This window comes from Acidilutibacter cellobiosedens (genome assembly GCF_004103715.1).
Lineage (GTDB): Bacteria > Bacillota > Clostridia > Tissierellales > Acidilutibacteraceae > Acidilutibacter > Acidilutibacter cellobiosedens.
Genome location: NZ_CP035282.1, coordinates 1,235,759 through 1,249,128 on the forward strand (window position 1 = coordinate 1,235,759; position 13,370 = coordinate 1,249,128).

Genomic DNA, 13,370 nt, shown 5'->3' on the forward strand with positions numbered 1-13,370 from the left:
TGACCTCCTTGATGTTATAAATATATAAATTAAGCAAAAGCCCAAAAAATATGAATTAATAACATTGTTAAAGCTACCGGCAGCTGATATTTTATTACACCGTATTTTTTATCTTTAATCTCAAGAATAGCAGTAGGCACGATATAAAAATATTACGTATCAGCATTACTAAACATTTAGTAATGCATTTGAAATTTCCTCGAATCTTTCATCGGTTATACCAAGTTTTTTCTTAAACCTTTCATCTTCCATTCTTGCAACAATTATCTTGTCGGGAGATATTTCCTTAATAATATTTTTTATCTTCTGAATTGATTCTTCGTTATCGTTATAGCCCTTAATGATAGTAATTTCAAATAGAAATTTTCCTTTATATTGTTTACTAAAGGAGGCCATATTCGAAATATATTCTGCCAGCGTATACCCTTCAATCGGTCTTTGAACTTTTTGAAAATCTTTTTCTGTTATTGTTTTTATCTCTCCAACAACCTCATCACATTTATTAGCAATTTTCATATATTCATCTCTACCTAATAGATATCCATTAGAAAGCAGTCTCACAGGTAAACCTTTGGCTTTGATAAAGTCAATAATATCACCAATTTTATCATTTACTAAGGCTTCTCCTTTTGAGTTAATAAAAATTAATTCTGCTTTTGTATTTTCTATCATGTTTTCTAACTCAATCAATGAACTGTCTATTTTATCAAATGACTTTTGGGTATCTATCTTATTTTTCGATCTTCCAATAGGGCAAAATATGCAGTCAAAGTTACAATACTTTTCTGGAAGCATGTTAACTTCCAGCACTCTTCTTCCGTCTTCAATATAAACATCTTTATAACTGAAACCACTCATCATCTTATCCTCCTCAAATTAATTTATTGATATTTCTTTATTGTTAATATCAAGAATTGTAATCTTACATGTTCCACCTAAATTATCTTGTACTATTTTTGCTAAATCCTTTAGAGCATTCTCAAATTCTTCTAACCTTTTTTCATCAATTAATTCAATGCACAAAAAAACATTCTTTGTATTTTCGGTGAGCATTGTTCTTACTGATTCCCGCCAATTCCAACATCTGCAAATTGCTCCTTCGTTATCTTTATATACTATTTCACCTTCATAGGGTGGTGCATTTTCATCCGTTCCTAATGTAACAAAATTTTCATTTCCAACTGCCTTGGTCAATCTTATATCTCCGACGAATTTATCGATATCCTCACCACCGCAGGGCAGTCCGTATTTTAAGGAAATAGAATTGTAAATATCAACCAAAGGATTAATAGTTCCTAAATGGTTTCCATTATGCACTCGCTTTAGTAATGCCTCAATAGACGATCTTGCACCTTTCTTTGTTTTAAATTTTTGGAACGCCTCTCTCCATACTTTTATAACTTCGTTACTACTGAATTCTACATTCTTCAAATATTTTAAGGACTCCTTTTCTGAATTACAAATCATATCCTTATATTTGTCTTTATCTTTTATAGAATTATCTATGCCGTGGCAAATAACAACACCAATTCTTGCATTGGGGAATAGGTTCCAAAAGTCATCTTCAATAATAAATTTTTTCATTAAAATGTACCTCCTCAAAAATAAATACTAAAAAAAGCCTTAGAAATATTATGAAATATCTCCCAGGCTTTTATCCTTCCGTGTACACAGTCAACTGTGTGCCTTTCTCTCGGACCTGCCAGTTATAAACTGCGGAACCCTAGAAAGCTTAAATATATAACCAAATTATAATTTACAAGTTTAAAATATAAATTAATTTTAGCATAATACTAAGATTAAGTCAATTTTTTGTTAAAATATATTTCTCTTAGTCATCCGCCTAATTTCCTCGCCGTTAATTGTTTTCCAAACTGTTATACACCGTAACCGCATCTATAATATTATACTGTTCCGTTTTATGATTTCCTTCGGCTCCTGCCGTAACCAAAATATATTCTTTCCCATCTGATTCGGCAAGACTTGCGAGACATAAACCAGCTTCATCGGTATAACCTGTTTTCCCTCCTAAAATTTTGCCTTCCTTTATAGTTTGTTCTCCAAGCTCTTTAAACATGTTGCTCTTGAAAGTTATACCGTCCGGATGCTTATTTGTCGACGAAGTTGAATGGGAAGATGAAGTAAAAATTTCACGAAAAGTTTCATTTTCCAGAGCATAGGATAGAAGACTGGCTATGTCTTTAACTGTTGTAAAATGGTTTTGATCATGAAGACCCGTTGTATTTACAAAATGAGTATTGTCAAGGCCGAGTTTTTCGGCTTTTTTGTTCATCATATCAACAAAAGTTTCTTCCGAACCTGCTATGTAATCCGCAAGACCTATACAGCATTCCGCCCCGCTGGGAAGCAGTGCTCCATATAACAGATCTATTGCCTTTACTTTTTCTCCTTGGAGAAATCCTGCTACTGACGCATCGGAACCGCTAAGGTTCTGAAAAACCGAAGGGGAAAGTTCAACCTTAACATTTGTATTCGGCAGATTTTCTATAGCAACAATTGCAGTCATAATCTTCGTCATAGAAGCAGGATAGACTTTTTCATCGGCGTTTTTTTCCATCAGTATGTTTTTATCCTCTAAATCAACTAAAATTGCATAGGAACTATGAATTCCTTCCGGGGATATATAAATCTTTTTAGTAGATTTCTGCACCGGCTTAAATTCATGCTTATCCTTAACTTCCATAATTTTTCCCGGTATAATTTTTAAAGCAAAAACTGCAATTCCTAATATTAATAAAAACTTTAAAAGTCCTTTTATTTTTGACTTCTTCTTATATCTTCTTCTATATCCTTGTGGCATAGTAAACATCTCCTTCTTATAGGATAACTCTATTTAAACATAAATCAAGAGGAAATATTTAAATATATTATTATAAATTTCTTAAGATTTTCTTATAAACCATAGGAAGAGCACAAGGGGACGGTTCTTTTGTGTCGTTTTTACATTTAAAATCTTGTTAAAATCAATATATAGAGTCAGACAATAGTTATTTTATCTGCTGAAATAAATTCTAAATATTGAAACAATATAGGTTATATGATAAGATATATACAAAATATTGGAAAAGAATAATAAAGGTCAGGAGATGAAACTTATTATGAAAAGGTATTATAAAGTTATTGTTCCCGGAATAATAGAAATTCTCAGTTTTTTATTATTGGATGTTAAAAATTTGGAACTGTTCTTTATGATATGGACTTTTTTCTCAGTAGTAATCATATTATATATACTTTTAAATGATTCAAGGGAATTCATCAGGGCCGGAAATGTAGGAACCGACAAAGGAAATATTCAGCATACCCAAAATTATTTTGCACAAAAAATGGGAGAATACGTTTCCGTGAAAAACAAAAAAATGGGGAAAACTTCAGTAGATTATAAAATTATAATTATTTTAATCATATATCCTGCAATTAATATTGTAGGTCTGATTTTGTCTTCTTTTAAATTGTATTAATCAGAAAAGGTGATATTTATGGAAATATTGATGTTTATATTACTGTTTTGTACCGGTTTAAGATATATATAGTTCTTTAAAAAATATAATTAATTCTACAAATATTACATTTGGCAATATTGAGATAAATTTTTATTTCAATTACGTGGTACTGTTTATAGGAATAGTATTTTTGATATCTATAATCGGAAGTATTAAAAAAAATCCGAGATTTATAAAACTAATATTAATATTTATATATATGGAAATTTTATACATATTCATCTGTCTTATTTTTGGATTGATTCAAAAATACTTTTTAGGAGTTACTATTTATCTTATTATTAATCTTCTAATTGATATTGGAATAGTAAAATATATAAGGGACAATTGGTTGAAAAAAATTTCATAATCAAGATTTTTATATGAAAAACATCAATTATTTTCGTTTAGCGGATAAATATTATTATGAATAATATTTATCATTATATTTTATAAAAGACAGAACACAATAAAAATTTAACATTATTATGCAAAATTATTGTAACAAAGGGGTGCATTCAGTAGTTTATTTATTGGTTGCACTAAAAGTGATTCGGAAGATGCATTGAAGAAAGAAATTATATATGACACAAAAGAAGATGCAGTGAAAAACATTACACCTTATTTTAGTATAGCAAAGGCAGATACCGTAAAAGGTAATAAGGGTGCTTATGTAATATATCCGGTAACAGTCAACGATAAAGAATTAAATATTTGTTTAGGTATTGTAGATGATAAAACAGAAATAATATCAAATAATGGAGTCAATATAATTGATAATAAATTTTTTGTTGTCATTAGTGAAGATGAAATTAATGTAGAATATAAAAGTTAAATTAGGGAGAACTGTACGGGTTCTCCCTATCCTATTTGTTGTGTATCTATCCTAACAGCGGGGACGGTTCTTTTTGTTTGACATGGGATAATGAGATCATAATCATACCTCGTTTTCTTTCTTCTTTTTTGGCATTTGTAGCAAAAATTTTGATTATATCTTATCATTATTTCTGTCCGCTTCTATTTTTCCGAGCAAATATAATAGAGGCAAAGCCGGAATTTTTAAAACAGGTACTTTAGTTTTCTGCCTGCAGATGCCGTAATCCGTAAGTTTTTTTGTTACTACAAAGGCATTGGTAACTCCTGACTTTTCATCGTTTGCTAATTCCACTATAGCATATTTAAATATAAGATTTTTTTCAGAATAAGTGTCACAAAAAGGTACCTTTTTAAAAGGTTATAATATTTGGAATACAAATATATTCATACATAACCTTATTTTTATGATAAAATATATACAAAATATAAATATTTGGAAGAAGGGAGGATGAGAATGTTTATTTTAATGACATGTATAAATACCGAAGAGGAAAAAGAAAAGTTAAAAAAGATTTATCTTAAGTATAAAAAACTGATGTTTAAAATTGCATTTGATATTCTCCAAGATTTTCATTGGGCAGAAGAGGCGGTTGAGGAAGCCGGAATGAAAATAATCGATAATTTGGACAAGTTTTCCGATATAGACAGTACAAACTCAAAGAATTTAGCTGCGGCCATAGTTAAAAATACGGCTAAAAATATGGCAAAACACCGAAACAAATTTGAAGCGGTGGATTTGGAAAGTAAAGAAAATAATTTAGAGGATAACAAATTTTTGCCGGAGATATTTTTGTTATCTCGGGAAAACGTTAAACAAATTGTTGAATGTATCTCCCAATTAGATGAAAAATACGGGAAAATTCTTTGGATGAAGTATATTGATAATATTGATGACAGAGAGATTTGCAAAACTTTAGACATAAGCCCCGAAAATTTCAGAGTCAGACTATGCAGAGGAAAGAAGATATTAAATGGGAAGCTAAAAAATCGGAACTTATTAAAGTAATAAACATAAGAATCTTTATCCGTAATAGCCAAAGCAAGGAGAGAAAGTTATTGTTTTCGTATAAGTAAATAGCTCTCTCTCCTTGTTTATATACCATATTTTATTTTCAATTTCATCATGAAGGGGTGTTAAAGGTAAACAAAAATTCATTAGCCGGTTTTTTGTTAAAAAATTTTTGCTGGAAAGACATTATAAAGCATATTTGCTTAGTTTTATAACCGAAATTTTTTGTAAAATGTATTATATTGTGCAAAATTGTTGTAACAAAAGGGTACCCTCAGTTGTTTATATATATGAAAGGGTAAATTTAAAATTATTAATATTAAAACATACGGAGGAAAGTAGTATATGAACAGTAATAAAAAAGTATTTGTAATATTAATATGTCTTGTCGTTACATTTTCTTTTATCTACTTCAATAAAGCCAAAGTATCCGATACACAATTTCCTGAAAATAATACATATAAAATACAAGCAACTTATGATAAAGAAAAAAGACTGCTGAAGGGATATCAAATCCTTGAATATACAAACAGAGCAGGAAAAGATTTGGAAGAACTGAAATTTCATCTGTTTGCCAACGCTTACAGGGACTTAAAAACAGTACCGGAAGTGTCGGGAGACCTTGAACATTATCCTGAAGGATTTAACGAAGGCAAGACCACAATCAAAGAAGTAAAAGCAAATGAAGAGGCGGCAGAATTCAAAGTCGACAATCAGATTCTCTCCGTCAAACTCAAAAAAAAGCTTTTAAAAGGTGAGTCCGTAAAAATAGAAATGGAATTTGAAGATTTGATACCGAAAACGAATAACAATTACGGAGTATATGACGGGATAACAAGCCTTGCCTATTGGTACCCAATTTTGGCTGTACATGACGGAAGTGACTGGCAGATAAGAGAATACGGTAAAATAGGAGAATCGAGCTACAGCGACATGGCAAATTATTATGTAAATATAACCCTTCCCGAAGATGAAATAACAGTGAGCACGGGAATAAAAACAGGAGAACATAAAGAAGAAAAGGGATACAAAAAAGTAGAAATGGAAGCTTTAAATGTGAGGGATTTTGTAATCATATCAAGTGATAAATTTGTTAAGAAAGAGAAGAAAGCAGGAGAAATCACGATAAACAGCTATTTTCTTCCGGAAAATAAAGCGGCAGGAGAAGCAACCCTCAAATACGGAGAAAAAGCATTAAAATATTTTGAGAATCTTATAGGTCCGTATCCATATAAGGAATTGGACATAGCGGAAACCAATATGATAAATTCGGGTATGGAATATCCCCAATTGTTATCCGTAGGCAGAGGCCTTTATGAAGAAGAAGAGAACTTAAAAAACAGTGTAATATTTGAAACAACGGTTGTTCATGAAGCGGCACATCAGTGGTTTTACGGAATAATAGGAAACGACCAGCAGAAAGAGCCGTGGCTTGATGAATCCTTTGTCACATATTTAACGGCAAAATACTTTAAAGATAATGGAAGAGAGGAAATATTCAATCAGCAGGTAAAAAACAACGAATCGAAATTGAAAGAATACAAATCCGTATTTTCAACGGTAAATGATTTTGACGGATGGAATTCTTATTTGGATACGGTATACAAGAGGGGAAGTTTAGTTCTATACAAATTGAACGAAGACATGGGAGAAGAAAAATTCAAACAATTACTTCAGGAGATCTATAAGGAATATAAGTATAAAAATCTAAATACGGAGAAGTTTTTGGATATTTTAACTAAAACAGAAGGGGAAGAGAGAAGTCAAATATTTAAAGAAGATGCTGTAAAGGAGAAAAAGGCAAAAGCTGATATAAATAAGAATATAAAATTGTCGGATTTGCCTGTGGAATTGAGGAGGGCTAAAAATGCATCTGATAAAGTAATTGAGTTAAAAAATAAAGGCTACAGTATTAATATGACTTTTGATTTCTTAGCCGTTAAGGGGGATGCTAATATCGTTTACGGGACTGAAGGAAATGAAGAGCAGAATAAGGATATGAGATTGGCAGCTGAAATGATTTTAGAAACATCAATAGAACAGTCGTCAATGAAGAAACAGTCTGAAAAATTTAATGGTAAGGTTGTGACTGACAAAGAAGCTCTGGATATGAAAGAGATGCCGGATCTGACTATTATCGTAGGCAATCCCGACATTAACGGATATTATAAAGAGGTTAACGATAAGCTGGATATACAGATCCACGGGAATAAAATATCTATAGTGGACCTTGACTATGATATAAAAGATGAAAGATATTTTTTCAGTTATTTGGTTGATAATTATGCAGATGAGGAGAAGAAGATAATGGTGTTTTATTCTAGGGACGGTACCGGAATATCTACTACTTACAGAGGATATTATTATTATTCCACCTTTGGAGGAGGGATAAAATACAATCCCGACTTTTTGGGATTGATTGCAGAAAAGGACGGGAAGAAAGAGGTCATGATATTTGATGAGGAAGGGAAAGTGAAAGAATAAATTATTGAGACTAATTTAACATTATTTACTCGTTAACAAACTCAGCTGATTTGATAAAGAATGTTAAACGATATGTTACTAAAAAATTTATCTATGAGAGGAAGGATTGCGATGTATAAAAACAAAAGAAAGATTATTTTGACTTTAACAGTATTTACTTTACTTGTTGTATTTAGTTCTTTGGTATTTGCTCAAGATGATATGAAACCACAAGTATATGTAGAACAAGAGTGTGTTTGTATTCCTGTACCTGGAGGATATGATTGTTGTATGATGGAGTACAGATATGATAATAGTGGAGATTTGATTTCATCACGAACGCTTTGGTGCAAATTCACAGGAAGTTATGGAGATTGTTAATAACCCAAAATAGGGGTATAAGGTAATACTTTATTAAATGTTTAATATTCTTCATCTTTTTTATAATTAATAAAATGTTAATTAGGTAATTGCGAAACTAAAAAAATTGATTATTGAAATTAAGCCATTATAAAGATTGAATGTATAAAAACACCAAAAAACAGCAAAGAGATTTATAAATATTCACTAGAAATATCGCTTGATTCCAATGTATGTAGAGTTTCGCAAATGCCTAAAAATGTTAATAAGTGAAAGGAGGTGCATAAATTGAAAAAGAAAATTACCAAAACAGTAATTATTATAGGAGCAGTTCTTATTGCGCTGTATTTAGGGAAAAGAATTTCATATGAGGTTAAAGCTGATGAAGCAATGGAAAAGATGTCTTCGAAGCAAAATCTTAATATTTCAAGTTTAGATATGGATTTAAATTTAAAGAACAAAAAAGGAGAAAAAATTATTTTAACAAAAGAATTGAAAGATAAGGGACAAGCTGATAGCCATTTTATCGTTTTTTTCTCTCCAACTTGTAAACCATGTTTACAGGAAATAAAAATGTTAAACCAGTTTGCAGATGATAATACTTTAAAAAAAGAGCCTATATTGATAGGAATAGGAGAATATAAAAAAATAAATGATTTGATAGATGAAAATAATATACTATTAGATTATTATTCTATAGATTTATCAGAATTCAAAGAAAAGGTAAAAGAGAATGCAGTGCCATTAAGTTTAGTGGTGAATGGAAAGGGAGAATTACTTTTTGGGAAAAAAGGATGGTCAGATGACAAAGATACGGTAGATTTATTTACTAAAAAAATCAATTCATATAAATAAATTATAGATATTACAAGTATACAACCAAACATTTGGTTTTTTCACGTTCAAATTTTATTATAAACAAATTTGAATACCAAAATTAATATATACTGAAGAAATCAGCAATAGTATTGTTGTGCTGATTTCTTTAGTATATATTAATTGAGCTTGAAACATATAAGATAATGATTTCAAAATAAAATATATACGAAGTATAAATGCTTAAAGAAGATATACAATTTTTAATATGGAAGAGGATTAAAGACAGATGATAATAAGAATTCATTAACTGATTTTTTACTAAGTTTTTATCGGAAAACTTTTACAGGGCATATTTACCTAGTGTACTGACATGATGATGCTTAATTAAATAAGAGTATCTTTTTTTCCGTTAAATGGTACAATAAAAAACAAAAGAAACGGCGGTGATATCTATGGCAAGACCTAAAATACACAGAATTAATTTAACGGATAATGAAGTAAAGAAATTGAAATCCTTACTCCGTAAGAAAGATACATCCAAAACAGTACGGAGCAGATGTCAGATTTTACTTGATCTTGATGAATCACATGGGAAAATTTTAACCCATATACAAAGTGCAAAGTCAAACGGTGTATGTATGGCAACAATACAAAATGTAGTATGTGCTTACTCCAATGGTGGTATTGAAAATGTAATTACTCTTAAGCAAAGCATAAATTCCGACAATGCGCGCAGGTTGGCAGATGGCAGAGCAGAAGCACTAATTATTGAACTTGCCTGTGGGCCTGTTCCTGAAGGGCATAGCCGTTGGACGATAAGACTTTTAGAAGAAAAATTAAAAGTTATCTTGGAAACGCCCGTTAGTAGAGAAGCAATAAGACGAACTTTAAAAAAAACAAACTTAGACCTCACAAAAACGACTACAGGTGCATTCCTCCAAAAGAAGATGCCGATTTTGTAGCATGCATGGAAGATATACTTGACATATATGAACTTCCTTATAATAAGGTTCGCCCTGTTGTATGCATGGATGAAAAGCCTTGCCAACTCTTAGGTGAGTCACGAGAATCATTGCCAATGCGTTGCGGAGATGACTGTAAAATTGATTCTGAATACGTCCGTAACGGAACTTGCAGTATATTTGTTTTTACAGAACCTCTTGGCGGCATCCGCCATGTCAGCATAAGAGAACATCGTACAGCTGGGGATTGGGCAGAAGAAATCAAATATCTCTCAGATATTATGTACCCGGATGCAGAGAAAATAGTTTTGATCATGGACAATCTCAATACACACAAATCAGCATCTTTATATAAAGTTTTTCCACCTGAAGAGGCAAGACGCATCATAAAACGGCTTGAAATCCATTATACCCCAAAACATGGAAGCTGGCTTAACATAGCAGAGATAGAACTTAACGTGATGACACGCCGGTGCTTATCACGCAGAATTAATGATATTGAAATATTACGCAATGAATTAAATACATGGGAAAATAACCGTAATGCTGACATCGCTAAAATCAATTGGCAGTTTAGAACAAAAGATGTCAGAACGAAATTGGCGTCTCTATACCCCACATATATTATGCGGAACTCGTGAAAATCAGGTTGTTTGTATAATTAAATATGAATATGTCGGTACACTATATAAATTACAATGGTAAATAGCTAAATTTCCTTAAGCTTTTTCTTATTATATCATCTCTATATGCATTTTGAAAATTTTTCAGCAGTCATCATAGCTATTTGTTAATAAAATTTATATAAAATACATGATTTATTAAGATTAGCAGAAATAGTTAAACTTGAAACTACAGAAGAACAGAGAGATACATTAAATATTATTACAACTTTTAACATAAATGCCAGATATCCTGATTACAAGCAAAGCTTTTATAAAAAATGTGATTATAAATTTACTACAGCTAATATTAAGAAGATAAAGGAGTTGAGAGCATGGCTTCTTTCAATAATAGACGAAGAGTAGAGGAAATAATAGTAGATTATGGGAAGTTAATAGAAAAAGAAATAGATGTAAAATATATTTATTTATATGGTTCTTGTGCAAAAGGAACCTATACGGAAGATAGCGATATAGATATAGCTATAGTAGGGGACGATTTTGGTAGAGATATAATAGAAGATACTTTGCTATTAATGAAGCTAAGACGAAAAATAGATTATAGGCTTGAGCCTCGTCCATTTAGAACCATTGATTTCAACCCATCTAATCCATTGGCCAGAGAGATAATGAATACCGGAATACAGGTGGTGTAGGACATATGATAAAGTCGAAGCCTTGGGATTGGAGCAAGAATAAGAATGAAGGTTGGCTGACGCCTTCAATTGAATCTTGCTATTTAGCCGAGTCATGGAAATCTAAGGGGTTTAACAAATTTTTGGATTTAGGCTGCGGGCTTGGCAGACATTCAATTTATTTTGCTAAAAAGGGGTTTAGTGTAAATGCTGTTGACTTGTCAGAATTTGCTCTAAATTATCTCAACGATTGGGCAGAGAAAGAAAAATTGAATATTAAAACAGAAACATGTGACATGTTAAATCTTCCTTTCAATGATGACAGCTTTGATTGTATAATAGATTACAATGTGATATATCATACGGATACATTGGGCTTTTTAAAATCTCTTGAGGAAGTTAAGCGCGTTTTAAAATCAGATGGTGAGTTGTTTATCACACTTATATCGAAAAATACCTGGTCCTTTAAAAATGCAGATAATTATAGACGTATTGATGAAAATACTATTTTGCGTAATGAAGATGATACGGAACGGAATGTTCCCCATTTTTATGTTGATATTCAAGATATCAGAAATTATTTTAAGAATTTTGACTTTGTTGTTCCACCTCTGGAACAAACCGAATATGACATAGAAAATACAGGCTATTATTCAACACATTTCAATCTTATCCTTCATAAAAAATATTAAAAAATTAATCTTATTTAATAAATCTAACTTTATGATATAATTATTCATATGATAAATTAATTTTCATTTAAGGAGAGTCTGACGATGGCTGCACTTCCACATTAATTGTATGAGTTTTTTTATGTGAATAAAAATAATTTTCCTGAAAAACAGGTTTTTTTGTCATGCAATTAACGGAGGTGTTGAAATTGAATAAAAATAAGAATATCCATATTCTTTGCATTATAGCTTTTTTGCAAGGATTGGTTTTTTATGGTCCTATATCTACTTTGTTCAGACAGAACAGAGGGCTATCTTTAAACGATATATTTGTAATAGAAACGGTTTATGTAATACTTTTATTTATATTTGAAATTCCTTGGGGATATATTGCCGACAGAATCGGCTACAGGTGGACTTTGATTATATCCTTTTTCTTGTTTTTCCTATCTAAAATAGTATTTTATTCTGCTCATTCTTTTGACGGATTTTTATTTGAAAGGATTATTTTGGCTTTGGCCATATCGGGGATATCAGGCTGTGATTCAGCTCTTATCTATACTTCCGTAGATGAAATGGACAGCAACAGGGCCTTCAGTTTATATAATGCTTCTTCTGCCGGCGGTTTTTTAGCGGCTTCTTTTCTTAATTCCATTATAGTGAAATATTCTATGGATTTAACTGCACTATTAACTATCATTCCTTACGGGGCAGCTTTTTTCATTTCTTTTTTTCTTAAAGACAGTTCTCATCATGTTGAGTCCCAAAGAATCAGTCTGACTGATAATATTAAAGTCTTAAAGAAAAACAAAAATATAATCATATTTTTAATATCCATGGCTTTAATCTCCGAAAGTACCCATTCCATATGCGTTTATCTAAATCAGCCCATATATTTAAGAAGCAGTATTGATATGAAATACTTCGGTTTTCTGACTGCATTCATGCAGATTGCCTGCTTGTTATCCGCAAGAGCTTATAAATTAAATGAAAAAGTCGGAACCAAAAAGTTATATATAGTCTTAATTTCTATGATAATAGGTGCAAATATATTTTTGATTTATTTAAAAAACGGAATTTTAGTTGTACTGATGATATTCATCATAGAAGGAGCTTTTGCAGTTACCCAGCCTCTGTCGAACACCATACAGAACAGGAGTATTACTGTAGCTAACAGGGCAACCTTTTTATCATCCTATGCCATGGTAGGAGATATAATAGGAAGCATTTCAAATTTAGCGGTGGGAAAAGCATCGGATTTTTCATTGAATATTGCAATCGGAACTTGCGCCGGGCTTAACATATTAGCACTGATTTTAATTCTTATATTTTTTAGAAAGAAAAAGAATAAATAATTAAAATAACATAGAATATATATTTACACGAACATATGTTCTATGTTATTATATTTAT

The 13,370-nt window shown here is 31.0% G+C and carries 17 protein-coding genes and 1 riboswitch; of the genes, 12 read left to right on the top strand and 5 right to left on the bottom strand.

Going from position 1 to position 13,370, the window contains the following annotated elements:
- Positions 1-29: 29 nt before the first annotated feature.
- The 4 genes from EQM13_RS05810 to EQM13_RS05825 all read right to left on the bottom strand — a co-directional run bounded on the left by EQM13_RS05810 (position 30) and on the right by EQM13_RS05825 (position 2,821).
- Positions 30-140 carry a 5-oxoproline transporter, DUF979 family subunit gene (locus tag EQM13_RS05810; RefSeq protein WP_234958966.1) on the bottom strand — a complete coding sequence of 37 codons (111 nt, stop codon included), beginning with the start codon at positions 138-140 and terminating at the stop codon, positions 30-32.
- A 28-nt stretch (positions 141-168) separates the two neighbouring features.
- A complete protein-coding gene (locus EQM13_RS05815; RefSeq protein ID WP_071141352.1) occupies positions 169-858 on the bottom strand; it encodes a radical SAM protein in 690 nt (229 codons plus the stop codon).
- Between the two features lie 18 nt (positions 859-876).
- Complete coding sequence (locus EQM13_RS05820) at positions 877-1,584, bottom strand: B3/B4 domain-containing protein (protein ID WP_071141353.1); 708 nt, start codon at positions 1,582-1,584, stop codon at positions 877-879.
- Between the two features lie 57 nt (positions 1,585-1,641).
- Positions 1,642-1,738, bottom strand: a riboswitch (guanidine-I (ykkC/yxkD leader).
- Positions 1,739-1,858: 120 nt separating this feature from the next.
- Positions 1,859-2,821, bottom strand: coding sequence for a D-alanyl-D-alanine carboxypeptidase family protein (locus tag EQM13_RS05825; protein WP_071140846.1), 963 nt, complete (start codon positions 2,819-2,821; stop codon positions 1,859-1,861).
- A gap of 298 nt (positions 2,822-3,119) precedes the next feature.
- Here EQM13_RS05825 and EQM13_RS05830 point away from each other — a divergent pair, with 298 nt between their 5' ends.
- Both EQM13_RS05830 and EQM13_RS05835 read left to right on the top strand, forming a co-directional pair.
- Positions 3,120-3,479, top strand: coding sequence for a hypothetical protein (locus EQM13_RS05830; protein ID WP_071140845.1), 360 nt, complete (start codon positions 3,120-3,122; stop codon positions 3,477-3,479).
- A gap of 586 nt (positions 3,480-4,065) precedes the next feature.
- The gene (locus tag EQM13_RS05835; RefSeq protein WP_128752220.1) at positions 4,066-4,335 is read left to right on the top strand and encodes a hypothetical protein; all 270 of its coding nucleotides are present in this window, start codon (positions 4,066-4,068) and stop codon (positions 4,333-4,335) included.
- Positions 4,336-4,488: 153 nt separating this feature from the next.
- On the opposite strand, the gene EQM13_RS05840 is transcribed toward EQM13_RS05835, so the two are convergent.
- A complete protein-coding gene (locus tag EQM13_RS05840; protein WP_071140842.1) occupies positions 4,489-4,668 on the bottom strand; it encodes a hypothetical protein in 180 nt (59 codons plus the stop codon).
- 162 nt (positions 4,669-4,830) lie between these two features.
- Here EQM13_RS05840 and EQM13_RS05845 point away from each other — a divergent pair, with 162 nt between their 5' ends.
- The 10 genes from EQM13_RS05845 (at position 4,831) to EQM13_RS05890 (ending at position 13,312) form a co-directional block, all read left to right on the top strand.
- Entirely contained in the window at positions 4,831-5,382 is a 552-nt protein-coding gene (locus EQM13_RS05845; protein ID WP_071140841.1) for an RNA polymerase sigma factor, read from the top strand.
- 348 nt (positions 5,383-5,730) lie between these two features.
- On the top strand, positions 5,731-7,869 hold the full coding sequence (locus EQM13_RS05850; RefSeq protein WP_128752222.1) for a M1 family metallopeptidase: 2,139 nt from the start codon (positions 5,731-5,733) through the stop codon (positions 7,867-7,869).
- A 111-nt stretch (positions 7,870-7,980) separates the two neighbouring features.
- Positions 7,981-8,229, top strand: coding sequence for a hypothetical protein (locus tag EQM13_RS05855; protein WP_071140839.1), 249 nt, complete (start codon positions 7,981-7,983; stop codon positions 8,227-8,229).
- A gap of 267 nt (positions 8,230-8,496) precedes the next feature.
- Positions 8,497-9,063 carry a TlpA family protein disulfide reductase gene (locus EQM13_RS05860; RefSeq protein WP_071140838.1) on the top strand — a complete coding sequence of 189 codons (567 nt, stop codon included), beginning with the start codon at positions 8,497-8,499 and terminating at the stop codon, positions 9,061-9,063.
- Between the two features lie 416 nt (positions 9,064-9,479).
- Complete coding sequence (locus EQM13_RS05865; protein WP_071140837.1) at positions 9,480-9,989, top strand: helix-turn-helix domain-containing protein; 510 nt, start codon at positions 9,480-9,482, stop codon at positions 9,987-9,989.
- Positions 9,959-10,630, top strand: coding sequence for an IS630 family transposase (locus EQM13_RS05870; RefSeq protein WP_128752223.1), 672 nt, complete (start codon positions 9,959-9,961; stop codon positions 10,628-10,630). The genes EQM13_RS05865 and EQM13_RS05870 overlap by 31 nt, the downstream gene beginning before the upstream one ends.
- A gap of 195 nt (positions 10,631-10,825) precedes the next feature.
- Complete coding sequence (locus tag EQM13_RS18995) at positions 10,826-11,017, top strand: hypothetical protein (protein ID WP_406565240.1); 192 nt, start codon at positions 10,826-10,828, stop codon at positions 11,015-11,017.
- Complete coding sequence (locus EQM13_RS05880) at positions 10,987-11,307, top strand: nucleotidyltransferase domain-containing protein (protein ID WP_071140835.1); 321 nt, start codon at positions 10,987-10,989, stop codon at positions 11,305-11,307. Before EQM13_RS18995 ends, EQM13_RS05880 begins: the two co-directional genes overlap by 31 nt.
- Positions 11,308-11,312: 5 nt before the next feature.
- Positions 11,313-11,978 (top strand): class I SAM-dependent methyltransferase, encoded by a 666-nt coding sequence (locus EQM13_RS05885; protein WP_128752225.1) that lies wholly within the window; start codon positions 11,313-11,315, stop codon positions 11,976-11,978.
- A gap of 188 nt (positions 11,979-12,166) precedes the next feature.
- On the top strand, positions 12,167-13,312 hold the full coding sequence (locus tag EQM13_RS05890; RefSeq protein ID WP_071140833.1) for an MFS transporter: 1,146 nt from the start codon (positions 12,167-12,169) through the stop codon (positions 13,310-13,312).
- Positions 13,313-13,370: the final 58 nt, after the last annotated feature.

Bases quoted from the DNA above. Each gene is read 5' to 3' on its own strand.
- EQM13_RS05885 (WP_128752225.1), top strand. From the start codon at position 11,313: ATGATAAAGTCGAAGCCTTGGGATTGGAGCAAGAATAAGAATGAAGGT.
- EQM13_RS05815 (WP_071141352.1), bottom strand. From the start codon at position 858: ATGAGTGGTTTCAGTTATAAAGATGTTTATATTGAAGACGGAAGAAGA.
- EQM13_RS05845 (WP_071140841.1), top strand. From the start codon at position 4,831: ATGTTTATTTTAATGACATGTATAAATACCGAAGAGGAAAAAGAAAAG.
- EQM13_RS05880 (WP_071140835.1), top strand. From the start codon at position 10,987: ATGGCTTCTTTCAATAATAGACGAAGAGTAGAGGAAATAATAGTAGAT.
- EQM13_RS05850 (WP_128752222.1), top strand. From the start codon at position 5,731: ATGAACAGTAATAAAAAAGTATTTGTAATATTAATATGTCTTGTCGTT.
- EQM13_RS05865 (WP_071140837.1), top strand. From the start codon at position 9,480: ATGGCAAGACCTAAAATACACAGAATTAATTTAACGGATAATGAAGTA.
- EQM13_RS05830 (WP_071140845.1), top strand. From the start codon at position 3,120: ATGAAAAGGTATTATAAAGTTATTGTTCCCGGAATAATAGAAATTCTC.
- EQM13_RS05820 (WP_071141353.1), bottom strand. From the start codon at position 1,584: ATGAAAAAATTTATTATTGAAGATGACTTTTGGAACCTATTCCCCAAT.
- EQM13_RS05825 (WP_071140846.1), bottom strand. From the start codon at position 2,821: ATGCCACAAGGATATAGAAGAAGATATAAGAAGAAGTCAAAAATAAAA.
- EQM13_RS05855 (WP_071140839.1), top strand. From the start codon at position 7,981: ATGTATAAAAACAAAAGAAAGATTATTTTGACTTTAACAGTATTTACT.